Origin of the sequence: Sanguibacteroides justesenii (genome assembly GCF_003204205.1) — a bacterium.
Taxonomy (GTDB): Bacteria; Bacteroidota; Bacteroidia; order Bacteroidales; family Marinifilaceae; genus Gabonibacter; species Gabonibacter massiliensis.
Genome location: NZ_QJPL01000011.1, coordinates 20,329 through 36,388 on the forward strand (window position 1 = coordinate 20,329; position 16,060 = coordinate 36,388).

Sequence of the window (16,060 nt, forward strand, 5' to 3'; positions counted from 1 at the left end):
CTATCAAATTGATAAGAAAACAACATGAAATAAGAAAGTATTCACTTGTAATTCAGATACTCGCGTGTATTACAGGTAGGTTTTCAATCGTTTGTTCCTACAGGTCGTTTTTAGTCGTTTGATGGCCTTTGATTTAATCTGCCGTACTCTCTCACTCGTAAGTCCGAGATGGTTTCCGATCTCCTCTAAAGACATGGATTGAAATCCTCCCAATCCATAATACATCCGAATAATCAAGGCATCCCGATCTTGAAGAATGGCAAGAGACCTGTCTATCTCCGTTTTTAAAGAATCGGCATTCAGTTTCTGCTCGGCTTCCGGAATCACGTTATCACCAGGAACAAATACATCATACATGGTCACGGCATCACTTTCCGAAGAGAGGGGTGCATCCATGGAAATAGGTTTGCCGGATATTTTGAAACTTTCCCTCACCTCTTCCGGAGCTACATCCATCTGGGCCGCAATCTCTTCTACCGTCGGTTCACGTTGATACTCCTGTTCCAAACGAAAAAAATAGCGATTGACCTTGTTGATGCTACTGATTTTATTAAGAGGCAAACGTACTAATCTGGCATTTTCAGCGATAGCCTGCAATATAGATTGACGGATCCACCATACAGCGTAAGAGATAAATTTAAAACCTTTAGTCTCATCAAAACACTCTGCCGCTTTGATCAAGCCCAGGTTTCCTTCATTTATCAAATCATCCAATGCCAATCCATGATTTTGGTATTGCTTCGCCACAGAGACAACGAAACGCAAATTACTCATCACCAGAATTTCACGAGCTTCTTTATCACCTGAACGAATTCTCTTGGCTAACATAGCCTCTTCATCGGGTGCAAGCATTTCTATCTTTCCGATCTCTTGCAAATACTTCTCAATCGAAAAAGATTCTCGGCCCGTAATCTGCTTACTAATCTTTAACTGTCTCATAGCACAATCGATTATTGCTTTAAAGTTAACAATCTAATTTTAATAAAAAAATATATGTCTATTTTTTTCTCCATCTATACGGTATACGGCGGAATGGCAACTTTGTTATAACAATCGGAAATCTTTATCAGGTCTACGGATGCTATTTTCTGATTCCATTAATTCTCCCCATTGATGAACATACATTTTTCTTCATATCTTAAAATGGGGCTGAATTATTACATTTACACATTTCAAATTTTACTGGAAATCTTTGGAGCTATGAAAAAATTCGCTACTTTTGCAGTCCGAAGTGAGAAAATAATAACATAAGATAATTCGCAATGAAACGGACATTTCAACCATCCAACAGAAAAAGAAGAAACAAACACGGTTTCAGAGAAAGAATGTCTACCGCTAACGGTAGAGCTGTATTAGCCCGAAGAAGAGCTAAAGGAAGAAAAAAACTTACTGTATCTGACGAACACAGACACAAAGCTTAATATAAAAGCTGCTTTTACAAGCAGCTTTTTTTATGTTTACTACATCCGCAACAGCCCCCTTCGCCTTTTCTGCTTTTTTTTATCAAGCGATATATACCTCTTCCCAACGCAAAAATTGCCACGATAATAATAATATACGTAAATATCAGTTGCATACCTTATTTCATTTTATCTCTTTATACGTAAAAAAATTACATCATTACATAAATAGATCCAGCATCTGTTTCAATACGAAACAAACCACCCAAGCCAACACAATCGTGTAACCCATCACGAAAATAGCCCATTTATAACCGATTTCCTTATCAATTGCTATCAAGGAGGCAAAACAAGGCAAATACAGTAAAACGAAAACCATAAATATAATAGCTTCCATTGTGGTAAATCCTTCTTCCTTCAATTTTACCTCTAAAGAGGAAGCCGAGGTATTATCATCGCTTTGGTATAGAACAGCCATCGTGCTCACGACAACCTCTTTCGCCGCTACACCGGTAAGCAAACTTACTCCGGCCTTCCAATCAAATCCCAAGGGAGCCCATATCGGTTCCATGGCACGTCCCATCCGACTGATATACGAATTTTCCTGACGCTCACGAATCTCCTGACGATGCAAACTCTCCAGTTTAGCTGTCTTCTCTTTTTCCAACTGTTCCGCATCTCCAACCTCTACCAACACGTTTCTATCATATGCGGCCTCGACTTCGGCCTTCTGGATTTCATATTCCTGCTGAATTTTTTTATCGATAGGAAAATAGCCCAACGCCCAAATCAAAATGGAGGCGAACATGATTATTCCCCCCATCTTTTTTAAATATTGCTCTCCCTTATTCCACATGTGAATCAAGGTGGTCCGTAAGGTCGGCATCCGGTAAGGCGGTAACTCCATGACAAAAGGAGCTTCTTCCTTATAAAAAAACAACCGTTTAAACAATTTGGCCATCAATACCGCCATCACTATGCCGAAAAGATAAATACCGAAAAGCACAATAGCCGCGTATTCCTCAAAAAATGCTCCGACCAACAGAATATAAACCGGTAATCTTGCGCTACAAGACATAAGTGGATTTATCAGTATGGTTAATATCCGGTCATTTCTATTTTCCAAGGTACGCGTAGCCATTATTGCCGGCACATTACATCCGAAACCCATGATCAAAGGGATAAAACTTTTTCCATGCAATCCGATCTTGTGCATGAGCTTATCCATGATAAAAGCCGCTCGGGCCATATATCCCGTATCTTCCATAAAGGAAATGAAAAGGAAAAGGATCAATATATTCGGCAAAAAAACAATTACACCTCCGACACCTCCGATAATTCCGTCTATCAACAAATCCTTTAAAGGGCCGTGCGACATCGTATCTCCGACAAAATCCCCTAAAGCCCCCACTCCGGACTCGATCCACGACATCGGGTATTCCCCGAGACTAAACGTGGCAAAGAAAGTCAAAAAAAGAAATAATAGAAAAATCGGGAAACCAAACAGTTTATGTGTCACAATCGCATCAATATACTCGGTCTTCCGCCGACGATTGACAGGGCTCTCCTTATAAGTTTCTTTCAAAGCCCCGGAAATAAAACCGTACTTGGCATCCGTCACGACCGCCTCCACATTTTCCCCGTACACGGCCTCGATACGAGCGGATTGTTCCCGGATAATCCCCAACAAAGACTCCCTGGGCCTATCCCGGGTCACAAATTGTAGAGCTTCCTCGTCCCTTTCCAACAGCATCAACGCCATAAAACGGGGAGAGGCTTTATAAATCAGATCCTTTTCCTGTTCCAACTCTGTTCGAATAGCCACAATTCCCTTCTCTATCTCTTCCCCGTAATTGATATGAATATGACGTACCGTTTCACTTCTCCCTTCGTATACCTCAATCACTTCCCGTAACAACTCCTTAATCCCCCGTCCTTTCGCCCCCACCGTCGGAACGATAGGCATTCCTATCATTTCTCCCAACTCCCGGTAATTAAAGATTGCCCCGGAACGCTCCAATTCATCATACATATTTAAAGCAATTACGCTTTTTACATCCATATCGATCAATTGAGTCGACAAATAAAGATTGCGTTCCAGATTAGAAGCGTCTACCACGTTGATAACCACATCCGGAGCCTTATCCATAATGTATTCACGAACAAACTTCTCCTCGTTTGAATAAGCGGAAAGAGAATAAGTACCGGGAAGATCGACCACGTTAAAATGATATCCTTCAAAACGTAAGCTGGCCTCTTTAGCCTCTACCGTAACCCCACTATAATTTCCCACATGTTCGGAAGAACCGCTGATATAGTTGTACAAAGTTGTTTTTCCCGCGTTGGGATTTCCGACAAAAGCCACATTAATATTTTTATCCCTACCCGTCCAATGTTTTGCCAACGCATCCTCGACCTCCGTTATCTCTCCGGATATGCCGACGATATCTACAGCTTCATCAATGGATACGATCTCAATAAAGGCTGCCTCTTTCCTACGTAGAGAGACTTTGTACCCCATAATAGAATATTCGATCGGGTCATTTAGCGGAGCATTCTTTATCGCTTTAACCACTTTGCCCCGAATAAACCCCATCTCGTTTAAACGTTTCCGGAAAGCACCATATCCTTTCACTTTTACAATAACTGCACTTTCTCCTGTTTTTAATTCCGATAACAACATAGTCACATATAAAAATAGTACGCACTCCCCAACTCTCATCTTTCCAATTGGGCAAAGATAATTATTTTATTTTTATTCTTTCTAAATAAATATAAAAATTACAGGCTCCCCGTAATATTGACAATTTACAATCTGATTATCAATAATCGAAACGGAATAATATTTTCTCGTTATCTCTTTCCAGGTAAAAAACTCATCCTAAACCAGAGATCAAAGAAAGGAAATAAATAAAATCGATAAGAAGCCGTTCACTATTCATATAAATACGTTACTTTTGCGAAAGAATAGCAATCGTTGCAATGGAGAAACAAGAGGAAAAACAGTGGAACAGCATGAATGACCTACTTTCTAAAATAGGCTCCCAGCTAAACATCTTAGAAGAGGAAATCGATGTGGATATACAACATACTTATATGGGAATGCTGGAAAAATTGCTTAAAAACGAAAAGAGTTTTAAAAGCTTATGCAAGCGGGCACAAGAAAAAACGGATCGTCTATTTGACGAAACGGTAGATGAAAAAGAAAAACAACAGATGTTGATTGCTTTGGCCACAATAGACGACATTGCCATTTATCGAACTATTGAAACTTTTCAGAAACAGGATTCCAAGCTTAAAAAATGGGCCACCGTGGCTCTCCAACAATCCCGGATGTTAATTCAATCGACATTAATGGATGAATCGACCGTATACGTGTCCACCGGCTTAGGAGGCCAAGGTTCCCTCCTGCGCTATTTCTGCGTCTATTTAGCCAATGACAATACTTTATTAAAATCATTCCAGTACGACATTGCCAGAAAAGAGACGGAATTGGTCATTACGAAAGCACAAGGAAAAATAGAAGAATATGCATTTTTCGACAAATACATTACCTTCACTCTATTATTACCGATAGAAGCCGAATTAAAAGAGATATTCGAATCCATCATCGATGAATGCAATACTTACGGGCATTTTCTAAAAGAGAATATAATCATCACAAACGTGAAGAAATTAACTCCCCAAGAGATTGATCACTTTCTCGCTACGCAAGCACAGAAACAAAATCCGGCACAACCGCTCTAATCGAGCATTAAACTCATATAAGGACGACGATGTTCAAAAACAGAAGTTTCTCCAGCAATGCGGTCCGGATGATATCCCAATAAAAGAGAGGTCAATTCGGCCACATCTACTTTTATAGGAACAAAATTCTGAAGCCCGTAACCTTCTTCGCAGCTTCCCTTTCTCACGGTATATATTCCCGTGTTCTGGGCAATCTGTTCATCGGCCACCTCTACCACGAAAGATTTCTCCGGATAACAAACAGCATACAATTCAAGCATTTGAGGAACATCTATAATCCGAGCCATCCCATAATGTACCTGCTGTTTTCCATGAGGCAACTCTTTACATTCGATACGTTTCACTCCCCAAGTTTGTCGTATTTTTGCCAATAAACCATTTTTTATTATCTCCGAGTCGTAAAACCAATCATTCACCCGGATCTGTTCTTTCTCCTGTAAAACAAAAGCCATCCCCACAATCCGACGAATCGCATCCCGGGCAACCAACAATTCACCTCCACTCAGGCAGAGGTCCTCGAGTATACACTCAAAATCCTCCCTGGTATGTTGCACGCAACAAGCCCGAGCCCTCATGCGAGAAGCAAAATAATCGTACAGATCCGTGTCTCCTTCAAGTAATTTTTCCGGGAACTCAAAATCAATATTGTCCGGCAACTCTCCCGCCTCTTCCCCGTAAATACCCCAAGTATAATCAAAAACAGGAGCATACCCCAAACGACGATAATAATCAAACAGCCATGCCTCTTGAGGAATTAAGGTACTCATCACGACATTTCGCTTTCCCATCTCCTCGAAAGCCCTCAAAAGAAGCCGTTTCATAATCCCCTCTCCCCGAGCCTTCGCCATCGTACACGCACCCGAGATATAAGAAATATCTATACAGCTACCGGCGTAAGTCATAGGGTAAGGCAACATCTGCAAAGCGCCCAAAGCTTCACCTTCCACAATACGATACAGCAGCGTATTTTCCCCCTTGTACTTCCTCTCAAAATACAATTGAATAAATTCTTCCGTATCCTCGAAACAATCTCTCCACAAGCGAATGACCTCCAACCTCGATAATTTATCTTTTGCCAAAGAGATCATCCCCTCCCGGTATTTCCGATTGACGATTTTTTCCGAATCCTGCTGCATATCTTCCTCCTTGTTTTTACTTTCTATTTAACTAACTCGGCAAACCCCTTTTCAAGCAACATCACCGGACGGTAAGAGAGTTTTGCCTTCCGCAACCCGGGTATTCCCAAATCCTCTTCCCGGTTCAAATAGATATACTGTTCCGGCAGATGGGATGCAAATTCCTGGTTAATCATATTATAAGCACCTTCAATCCGCGTATCCGCTTTTTCTATGTGAACAGCAAAAGTATCATGGGTGACCGGAACGCCATAAGTGAAAGCAACAATCTCTCCATCCACCCAAAGAGCTCCTCCCGTGAGTTCCAGTTCTTCAAAATGACGTAAAGCAAAATTCAGGGCTTTCCTTTCATTTTCCAAGCTCTCGGATTCATCACAATCATGCTCCTCGCACCATTTTTCCTCCAACTCCAAGCAATGCGGCACTAAATCCGGAGTTAACGGAGTATATTCGTATGAATACATCCGCTTGAATTTATTGACATGATTTCGTTTGGCCTGGAAATTTTTTCCTTTTAACTCGGCCAAATCTTTTCTCCAATAGATATAATCAAAATAATCCCTGTCCAATATATACTCGAAGCGCCCCGGAAATTCCCTGTTCAACCACTCCTCCATGCGAGGAAATACACCATGTATTCGTAAGGGATGTCCTTCCACCTTCGCCTGTTCCTTCAATAGCCCTATTACAGCTTTAATATCCCCTCTGCCTACCGGCATCAGATAGACAACCCGCTCTTCGTCGAGAGTAAAGCGTATCACCAAACAATCGTCCACGATAGCAAAACAGCTGTCGGTCAAAAATTGCCAACTGCACAAATTTACAAACGACAAATTACAATCTCTGTTGTTATCAGGTAATAAATAAGAGGTAATTACCTCTTTGTCTTCTATTTTTATCGGCTTAAATTGTATCATAAATCTATTTACTATTCTATTTCCAAACACGAATATAATATGCTTTTCGATACAATTTTCTTTTTATTCCCAATATCATACTTTCTATCACAACAATCCCTTCACGTGATGAATATTGGACTGAATCGTATCAAAAACTTCCTCTGTCCTGCCGTTTATCATCAACTTGTACATGGATTGAGCAAACCCTATCATCTGTCCAATCTCTATTTTAGGCGGCATAGCCAAAGCATTAGGGTCGGTCATTACGTTAATCAAAGCCGGTCCGTCAAACCGAAATGCCTGCTCGAATGTCTCTTTAACCTCTTCTGGATTTCCTACGGTATACGCAGCCATCCCCATTGCCTTCGCCACCGTCGCAAAATCAGGATTCAACAAATCCGTCTGCCAATCCGGTAACCCCGCGACTTCCATCTCTAACTTCACCATTCCCAGTGCTCTGTTATTAAAAACGACCACTTTTACGGGTAACTTATATTGGACGATCGTTGCCAAATCACCCAATAACATGGAAAGTCCTCCATCCCCACACAAAGCCAACACCTGACGCCCCGGATAAGCCAATGCAGCCCCGATAGCCTGTGGCATAGCGTTAGCCATCGAACCGTGATTAAAAGAACCTAACATCTTCCTCCCTCCTGTTGCCTGCAAATAACGTGCCCCCCAAACACAAGTCATTCCCGTATCGACCGTAAATATGGCATTTTCGGTGGCTAATTCATTGATCACCGACATCACGTATTCGGGATGAATTTCATTCAAATTTCCTTTATTTTTGACATAAGCAGCCAAATCCTCCTTAACTTCGGAATACCTATCCAATTGTTTTTTCAAAAACGAATCATCCTCTTTTTGAGTTATAAAAGGTAATATAGCTTGTAACGTATCCTTTACATCCCCACAAAATCCCATGGTCAATTGGGCACGACGTCCCAAACGAACAGGATCTATGTCGACTTGTACAATCTTATTTTTTTTAGGCATAAAAGCGGCATACGGGAAATCAGTTCCCAACAACAACAAGACTTCAGCTTCATGCATGCTATGGTATCCGGAAGGCATACCTAATAACCCGGTCATACCGACTTCATTGGGATTATCGTATTGTATTTCCATCTTGCTTTTAAACGTATAGGCAACAGGAGCATGCAGCAATTTCGATAATCGAACCACTTCGTCATGGGCCTCCTTTGCTCCCATACCACAAAAGATGGTCACTTTTGAAGAGGTATTCAACAAAGCCACCAAAGGTTCCAATTCACTATCCGAGGGAAAAACTTTCGAAAAAGTGGGAAAAGAACGAACGGAAGAGAGCACCACTTCCGACCCTGCGGCCGAAAGATCGCCGGGAAGCCCTAAAACGGCCACTCCTTTACGGGATATTGCAGTCTGTATAGCAGATTGCAACATTCTGGGAAATTGTCCGGCTGTCACGGCAATCTGATTATAATAACTGCAATCCTCAAATAATTTCATGGTATCCGTTTCCTGAAAATATTTCATCCCAAATTCCGAGGTTGCCATAGTCGAAGCAATAGCCAACACGGGAGTTCCCGATCGATGGGCATCGTACAGCCCGTTGATTAAATGTACGTGTCCGGGACCGCTACTTCCGGCACAACAAGCCAATTGCCCGTTCAATTGAGCTTCCGCTCCCGCGGCATAGGCTCCTGTTTCTTCATGTCTTACCTGTATCCATTGTATCTTTCCGTTACGTCTGACAGCATCATTGATCTCGTTCAAACTATCCCCCGTAACGGCATATATCCTTTGTACTCCCGCCTCAACCAACGTTTCTACTAATTGTTCAGCGATTTTTTTTGACATACTTCTGTAATTTAAATTCATATTTTTCTTCCCGATAAAACGTATTCTTCACCAAGAATGTTCACATATTTCAAGAAAACCTTTCAATGGAAAACAACGTTTAAACAACAAAAACAAATCAAAAAATATAAACACCATGAACACGAATGAAATAAGTAATCTGTTAGGTGATCAGAGCGAGTATTATTTAGAACATACTTGCAAAACCATCGAAAAATCATTAATACACGTACCCTCACCTTCCGTAATTGAAGATTTATGGGTAACATCCGACCGAAATCCAAAGACATTAAATAGCCTGCAATCGATATTCTCACACGGACGTCTAGCAAACACGGGGTATGTTTCCATCCTTCCTGTCGACCAGGGAATAGAACACTCCGCGGGAGCCTCTTTTGCTCCCAATCCGCTCTATTTCGATCCGGAAAACATTATAAAATTAGCCATAGAAGGCCATTGCAATGCCGTAGCCTCGACTTTCGGAGTCCTGGGAAGCGTAGCTCGAAAATACGCCCATAAAATTCCTTTTATCGTAAAAATAAATCACAACGAATTTTTAAACTATCCCAACACGTACGATCAAATTTTGTTCGGAACAGTCAAAGAGGCCTGGAACATGGGAGCCACGGCCATAGGGGCCACGATCTATTTCGGCTCGCCCGAAAGCCATCGCCAATTGATCGAAATAGCCGAAGCCTTCGCTTACGCGCATGAGCTGGGAATGGCAACCGTACTGTGGTGCTATCTACGAAACAGCAATTTCAAAAAGGAAGGAACGGACTACCATCTTTCAGCCGATTTGACCGGACAAGCGAACCACCTGGGCGTGACCATCGAAGCCGACATCATCAAACAAAAACTTCCTGCCAACAACGGAGGATTCACAGCTCTCAATTTCGGTAAAACCGATGCCAGGGTCTATTCCCAACTCACGACAAAGCACCCGATTGATCTTTGTCGTTACCAGGTCGCCAATTGTTATATGGGTCGTATCGGTCTGATCAATTCCGGAGGGGAGTCCAAAGGAGAATCCGACTTAAAGGAGGCCGTAATCACGGCCGTCGTAAATAAACGAGCAGGAGGAATGGGACTCATCAGCGGCCGGAAAGCATTCCAGAAACCCATGAGTGAAGGTGTCAAATTATTACACGCGATTCAAGACGTCTATTTAAACAAAAACATCACGATAGCCTGAAATAATTGTAGATTGAGGATTGTAGATTAAGAGACTACTGGATTGTGAATTTATAGTCCACAATCTACAAGCCCAATTACCCCTGTAATCCGCAACGAATCCTCCAATCTCCTAATCACTAAATCACGGAATCACTAAATCACAGAATCACTAAATCACAGAATCACTAAATCACAGAATCATGAAATCGGTAATATCTCGATCCAATACCCGTCCGGATCACTGATAAAATAGAGTCCCATTTCCGTGTTTTCATAACAAACACAACCTAATTTTTTATGGAAAGCCCTTACCTCTTCATAGTCTCCCTCCACCCGCAAACAAAGGTGAAACTCCCCTTCTCCCAGATCGTAAGGTTCTTTTCGGTCTCTCAACCAGGTCAATTCCAACAAAAAACGGGTTTTATCATCTGTGAGATAAACCAGAATAAAAGAATTATCCTTAGCTGTTTTTCTACGAGCTTCTTTCAAGCCAAGAGCCTGTTCATAGAAACGAATGCTCCGTTCCAGATCCGACACGTTTATATTAAAATGATCAAATCTACCTTTTATTTCCATAATTCCTTATATTAAAAATCTATACGTTCACCCTCTTTAGTCCAGGCGACAAAACGTATGCCCCGTACTTTCGCGTAAGTCCCGAAAGCAGCGGCACGACCATAAGCCTGATCAAAATGCATAGGTACAAACACATCCGTTTTTATCCGGTCTACAAATTGTTCCGCTCCCAACATATACTCCTTGCCTAAACGCGGATCCACCGGAAACATCGCTAAATCGACCGAAGAAGCTTCCGACACCACCTCCTCCAATTCCGCTTTAAAATCAGCCTCCGCCTGCCTGGATTCCGCTAACGTAGACTCCTCTTTCCAATGCCAATTATTCAAATCTCCCGCATGAAAAATACGCTTCTCTGCCATGTTTATCAAAAAAGAGATACCGGCATCTGTCGAACCAAATGCCTTTACCCGTATCAAATCATCTTGATACACGTCCCCCTTCTCCAAAAATACAGCTTCTCGTTCTGCGGCCCTTCTTGATTCTAAAATATCTTTTGAAAACAGGTAAAGAATATCAGGACGTATCGTTTTCCAACTCAACACTTCCGGGTTAAAATGATCCGCATGCACATGAGAACTGAGCACATAAAACGCCCCCGGACGAGTTAATAAAAATGAATGAACATCTGCCGGATCCCGATAATAATCAATAACAATCGTAAATCCTTCCCCTAAAACAGCAAAACCGCTATGTCCGATATAAATTAATTCCATCGTTCATGATTTATAATCCCGAAACAAGTAGACAAATATACCTATTTTATAATCGCATTCGACAACTAATACGACAAACTAAGCAATAAGTTCCGGAAACACAAGTCAATAAAAACAGTCACGAAAAATTTACCAAACCAAACAATATCCTTTTCGGGGAATAGTAGTAATACGAACAGAGGGATCTTTTTCCAAAATCTTTCGGATACTCATCATGTACTTATCCAAATAACGAGTATTCCCGGAAAAATCGTTTTTCCACAACTCTTTGATCATGTCTTCTTTCAATACGACTTCATTCATATGTTCACACAAGAGATATAGGATTTTAGCTTCCATAGGCGTTAAATGAATCTTTTCATTCGCAATGACAAGATGTTGCTCCACGTAACTGAACAAGCAATATTCTCCTATCCGAAACACTTGGCTGCTCTTTGTCCAGCGTTGTTGACGCCTCAATGCCGCACGAATGCGTGCATCTACCTCTTCCAACAAAAATTCTTTTCGAATATAATCGTCGGCACCAATATCCAATCCGGTTACCACATCGACAGAGCTTGCCAATGCACTAATAAACAATATCGGAACATTCTGATTCTCGGCCCGAATCAAACGGGCCACCTCGTAACCGTTCTTCTTAGGCATCATAATATCCAAAAGCACCACATCCGGATTGATTTTACGGTAAAGTCGCCAGGCCATTTCACCATCCCTGACATAGAATACCCTGTAACCCTGAAATTCTAAAAAATCTTTACACAACATCGCCGACAAAACATCATCTTCGGCATATAAAAACACTAATCCTTTCCCTTTCCATTATTTACTTAGTTCGTGTACATACTCAGCACTTTAACGGCTTAAAGATACATCCTTTAAAAGAATTTTTTCATCCTCCTCCAACAGGCATTCCAAGCCTCCCCCAACTAATCCCTTTCCTTAAAACCTTACCCGACAAATTCTTATATCAGACAACGATTCACCATTCCCCTGTCTTATGACCCACTGAAGAACCGAAAAATCCTACATATTCACTACAAATTTGCTACACATCTCATACATGTAAAATAGGTCTATTTTCTTGAAAAGAGTCATAAATAACGATCTTTTCAGTACAATAAAACTTACCTTTTTCATTCCATTCAAAATTTATTATAAATTTGAAATTTCTATTTATCCATAAACATGAGACGAAGAAAACATTTTACCCCCTACTTGAAAGCGATCGTTATTGCCTTTTTCATTACGCTTTTACTTCGCCTTTTTGTCGTGGATTTTTACATGATCCCGACCGATTCCATGACTCCCGCTATCGAACCGGGAGATTATATTATGGTAAATAAACTTTATAAAGGAGCTCGATTTTATAAACAATTGAAATTCGAATCGGGAAAGACTCCGGAAACCTTTCGTGTTCCGGGATATTCATCCATTCGCCGGAACGATATTGTTGTTTTTAATCTTCCCACTCCCCTTTTTTCGGATCAAATGGAAATGGACCTATCCCATTTTTATGTGAAACGTTGTATCGGCTTACCCGGCGATACACTCTCCATATCCAACGGGATATACACGGTAAACGGACAAACCGGATACGGAAACTTGCGAGAACAGTATCTTCTCTCCCATTACCAGGGAGAGTACCTTCCTGGAACATACCATACATTCCCCTTCGATACGACCTACGCGTGGACCATGCGCTGTTTTGGTCCCCTGTTTATTCCGGCTACAGGGCAAACCATTCTTTTAGATACCGTCAATCTCTCTCTTTTTCGCAGACTCATCTATTATGAAACCCATACCTCCCTCCATACCCGCCACGGGAAAGTTTACCTGAAAGATTCCATCATTACCCGCTACACTTTTCAAAAGAACTGGTATTTCATGGCAGGGGACAAAATCTTTAACTCTCGGGATTCCCGTTATATCGGATTGATACCGGAGGACTTCCTCATCGGAAAAGCCGTACTCGTTCTTTATTCTAAAGATCCGGAAACCCGACAAATCTCTTGGAAGCGAACCCTTAACCTTATCCGATAAAATCAGATAAGCGAGAAACTAACCGTTGGCTTCTCCTTTCTTAACCAAACAATATCCCACCCTCCAGGTAGTCGATATTTTCAGCGTCGGATCATTAACCAAAAGTTTTCGTATCCTCGAAATAAACTTATCCAAATAACGGGACGTTGCGACAAAATCATTTCCCCAACAGGCTTCCATCACATCCTGTTTCTTTACGACCTCATTCGCATGCTTTTCCAAGAAACGAATCAAACGCAACTCCAAAGGAGTTAGATGAATCACTTCTCCTTTTACAATCAGTTCACTCTCGACATAATTGAGTTTGGTGTATTCGCTGATATAAATAAGAGAATCCTCTTTTTTACGATTCAATCCGGATATGCGCAATATGGACTGCATACGGGCTCCTACCTCATCTATCAAATACTCTTTCCGAATGTAATCGTTCGCACCCAACTGCAACCCCTCCACAACGGACCGGGAAGAAGTTAAAGAACTCACAAACAAAATAGGTACTTGCTCATCCTTTTTCCGTATCAACTTAGCAACCTCATAACCGCTCATTTCCGGCATCATCACATCCAACAATACGATATCCGGCCCCACCTCCTGGTATAGGCGCCAAGCCTCCGTTCCTGTACTCGCGTAATACACGTCATATCCCAGATTTTTTAAATAATTCCGACACATGTCCGCATACAAAGCGTCATCTTCCGCGTATAAAACCTTAACCATTTTTTTATCAATTAACCAACACTATATTTATTTCCCTATATCAGGCATAACAATAGTAAACGTACTTCCTTTTCCGACTTCACTTTCAACAAGCACCTTACCTCCGTGAGATTTTACCACTTGCTTCACGTAACTCAGCCCGACGCCGAAACCATGAACCTCATTTCCTTTCGGATTAGGAATACGATAGAAAGATTCGAAAATCTTATTCAAATACTCTTTGGGAATACCTCGTCCCTTGTCCGCAACTGAAACCTCAAAAGTTCCGTTCACCAATCTGCAACGAATAGTAATATCAGGTTTGTCCGACGAATATTTTATGGCATTGTCTACCAGATTACGAATTACATTGGGAAAATGTACCCGGTCTGCCCGGATTATTTCCCGCTCACAAGCATAATCCAAGTGAATATCCGGAGAACGGTGATCCATGGAATATTCATACACAATCTGCTCCAATTCGTTTTTTAAGTTCAACTCCTCCGGTATCAGCATCAAACTCTTTCCGTTCTTACCGGAAACCAACATTTTCTCGGATAAGTTGGATAATGATTTGACCTTTATGCCGATACCGTCCAATAATTTCTTTTGATTATCCGACAAACCGTCAACATTCCACATATGAAACATTTTCAACGCGTTTAGCACAAACGCCAACGGCCCTTTAATTTCATGTACCATACTATAAACAAAATCTTCACGCATCTCGCTCAATTGTTTCTGCATCAGTATCGTTCTGATCTGGTAGACAAAACACCAAGTCAAAATCAGCATGATGACAATAGAAGCAAACAAAACCCCGCCCATCTGGACAAAGAAATATTTATAAGGAATATCAAAATAAGCGATCAATCCGTGGTTACAGGTTAGCCCCAATGTCAATATTGAAGATTCGATATACTTATTTACACGGGAATGTTCATTTTCAGTTGTCTCCAACACCACTCCCCCATCCATATCAATCAACTCCAAAATATATTTCTCATCTATACCCTCTTCCCGAAGATTCACCGTGCATATGCTATCCAAACGTCTTATATTTTCAGCAGAATTTACGCTAACGATATCATAACAACATCTGTTGATTAAAGTTACATAATTATAATCGCCATCATAATTAATTGTATCTTTTTTCCCATCCAAAACTATCCATAATTCTTTTCTATCTTGCGAAACACTAATCGCAGATAAGCGAGAAGATACCATCTGATCATTAACAAATAAATCTACGCCTTGTTCTATTGCTTCTTTTAAAATTTTATTTACGGATCTCTCGTATTCCGACCTTTGAAACTGAAAGAGGTTATATAGCCAGAATACCTGAAAAACAACAATACACACCATTGCGATTATCGAAATCGTCCACGTAATTTCAATACGCTTGTTCATAAAATATTATTTATTTTTAGCCACATCAAAAGTAACAATTTATTTTCCTGCCCCTACTATATTTCATTAAAAAGAAAAGCTACATATAGAACACAAAATCGGTACAAATATGGAACATTTTATTCATTTAAGTCTCCTAATTTTGTCTCATCAAATTAAAAAAAAAGTTATGAAAATTAGAATTCTCATTTTTACCGTCATTTTAGTACTTATTGGACTTATCTCCGTCAATGTGTCCGTATCAAAGGATAATACAACGGTAGATATATGTCTGGAAAACATTGAAGCTTTAGGTAGCGGAGAAGGAGGAGGCACGGGAGGGTGTAAAGCTGTTGGAACATTATGCTTAACTTCTGATGGACATGGAAATCCTGTTTACTACCCGGGGTTAGCAGCAGAACTTTAATTTAAAGTGATCA

At 40.9% G+C, this 16,060-nt stretch carries 16 protein-coding genes; 5 read left to right on the forward strand and 11 right to left on the reverse strand.

All coding sequences use genetic code 11. From position 1 onward, the window contains the following. Nucleotides 1-69 precede the first annotated feature (69 nt). Entirely contained in the window at nucleotides 70-939 is an 870-nt protein-coding gene (locus DMB45_RS13805; RefSeq protein ID WP_041505571.1) for a sigma-70 family RNA polymerase sigma factor, read from the reverse strand. A 323-nt stretch (nucleotides 940-1,262) separates the two neighbouring features. On the opposite strand from DMB45_RS13805, the gene rpmH reads away from it, so the two are divergent. Beyond that, nucleotides 1,263-1,421 (forward strand): 50S ribosomal protein L34, encoded by a 159-nt coding sequence (rpmH, locus tag DMB45_RS13810; protein WP_082027580.1) that lies wholly within the window; start codon nucleotides 1,263-1,265, stop codon nucleotides 1,419-1,421. 14 nt (nucleotides 1,422-1,435) lie between these two features. Here rpmH and DMB45_RS15100 read toward each other — a convergent pair whose 3' ends face one another. Together DMB45_RS15100 and feoB are read right to left on the reverse strand one after the other, a co-directional pair. Continuing rightward, the gene (locus DMB45_RS15100) at nucleotides 1,436-1,576 is read right to left on the reverse strand and encodes a FeoB-associated Cys-rich membrane protein (protein WP_082027581.1); all 141 of its coding nucleotides are present in this window, start codon (nucleotides 1,574-1,576) and stop codon (nucleotides 1,436-1,438) included. 44 nt (nucleotides 1,577-1,620) lie between these two features. Further along, complete coding sequence (gene feoB, locus DMB45_RS13820) at nucleotides 1,621-4,083, reverse strand: ferrous iron transport protein B (protein WP_041505583.1); 2,463 nt, start codon at nucleotides 4,081-4,083, stop codon at nucleotides 1,621-1,623. A gap of 299 nt (nucleotides 4,084-4,382) precedes the next feature. Here feoB and DMB45_RS13825 point away from each other — a divergent pair, with 299 nt between their 5' ends. Beyond that, a complete protein-coding gene (locus DMB45_RS13825; RefSeq protein WP_041505572.1) occupies nucleotides 4,383-5,147 on the forward strand; it encodes a hypothetical protein in 765 nt (254 codons plus the stop codon). Here the strand turns inward: DMB45_RS13825 and DMB45_RS13830 are convergent. The 3 genes from DMB45_RS13830 to DMB45_RS13840 all read right to left on the reverse strand — a co-directional run bounded on the left by DMB45_RS13830 (nucleotide 5,144) and on the right by DMB45_RS13840 (nucleotide 9,027). Continuing rightward, on the reverse strand, nucleotides 5,144-6,283 hold the full coding sequence (locus tag DMB45_RS13830; RefSeq protein WP_041505573.1) for a GNAT family N-acetyltransferase: 1,140 nt from the start codon (nucleotides 6,281-6,283) through the stop codon (nucleotides 5,144-5,146). The genes DMB45_RS13825 and DMB45_RS13830 overlap by 4 nt on opposite strands. Before the next feature lie 23 nt (nucleotides 6,284-6,306). Beyond that, a complete protein-coding gene (locus DMB45_RS13835) occupies nucleotides 6,307-7,200 on the reverse strand; it encodes a DUF2156 domain-containing protein (RefSeq protein WP_041505574.1) in 894 nt (297 codons plus the stop codon). An 87-nt stretch (nucleotides 7,201-7,287) separates the two neighbouring features. Further along, entirely contained in the window at nucleotides 7,288-9,027 is a 1,740-nt protein-coding gene (locus tag DMB45_RS13840) for a thiamine pyrophosphate-dependent enzyme (protein WP_041505575.1), read from the reverse strand. 136 nt (nucleotides 9,028-9,163) lie between these two features. Here DMB45_RS13840 and DMB45_RS13845 point away from each other — a divergent pair, with 136 nt between their 5' ends. After that, entirely contained in the window at nucleotides 9,164-10,222 is a 1,059-nt protein-coding gene (locus tag DMB45_RS13845) for a class I fructose-bisphosphate aldolase (protein WP_041502557.1), read from the forward strand. Between the two features lie 179 nt (nucleotides 10,223-10,401). Here the strand turns inward: DMB45_RS13845 and DMB45_RS13850 are convergent, their stop codons facing one another. The 3 genes from DMB45_RS13850 to DMB45_RS13860 all read right to left on the reverse strand — a co-directional run bounded on the left by DMB45_RS13850 (nucleotide 10,402) and on the right by DMB45_RS13860 (nucleotide 12,296). Continuing rightward, nucleotides 10,402-10,779, reverse strand: coding sequence for a VOC family protein (locus DMB45_RS13850; protein WP_041502556.1), 378 nt, complete (start codon nucleotides 10,777-10,779; stop codon nucleotides 10,402-10,404). Between the two features lie 11 nt (nucleotides 10,780-10,790). Beyond that, nucleotides 10,791-11,495 (reverse strand): MBL fold metallo-hydrolase, encoded by a 705-nt coding sequence (locus DMB45_RS13855; RefSeq protein ID WP_041505576.1) that lies wholly within the window; start codon nucleotides 11,493-11,495, stop codon nucleotides 10,791-10,793. Between the two features lie 129 nt (nucleotides 11,496-11,624). Continuing rightward, a complete protein-coding gene (locus tag DMB45_RS13860; protein WP_146216455.1) occupies nucleotides 11,625-12,296 on the reverse strand; it encodes a response regulator transcription factor in 672 nt (223 codons plus the stop codon). A 384-nt stretch (nucleotides 12,297-12,680) separates the two neighbouring features. Between DMB45_RS13860 and lepB the strand changes: the two genes are divergently transcribed. Next, entirely contained in the window at nucleotides 12,681-13,535 is an 855-nt protein-coding gene (gene lepB, locus DMB45_RS13865) for a signal peptidase I (protein ID WP_041505578.1), read from the forward strand. An 18-nt stretch (nucleotides 13,536-13,553) separates the two neighbouring features. Here lepB and DMB45_RS13870 read toward each other — a convergent pair whose 3' ends face one another. Together DMB45_RS13870 and DMB45_RS13875 are read right to left on the reverse strand one after the other, a co-directional pair. After that, entirely contained in the window at nucleotides 13,554-14,252 is a 699-nt protein-coding gene (locus DMB45_RS13870; RefSeq protein ID WP_041502552.1) for a response regulator transcription factor, read from the reverse strand. 27 nt (nucleotides 14,253-14,279) lie between these two features. Next, the gene (locus DMB45_RS13875; protein WP_052649441.1) at nucleotides 14,280-15,641 is read right to left on the reverse strand and encodes a sensor histidine kinase; all 1,362 of its coding nucleotides are present in this window, start codon (nucleotides 15,639-15,641) and stop codon (nucleotides 14,280-14,282) included. A gap of 109 nt (nucleotides 15,642-15,750) precedes the next feature. Between DMB45_RS13875 and DMB45_RS13880 the strand changes: the two genes are divergently transcribed. Then, entirely contained in the window at nucleotides 15,751-16,047 is a 297-nt protein-coding gene (locus tag DMB45_RS13880) for an NVEALA domain-containing protein (RefSeq protein WP_041502551.1), read from the forward strand. The last annotated feature ends 13 nt before the right edge of the window (nucleotides 16,048-16,060 follow it).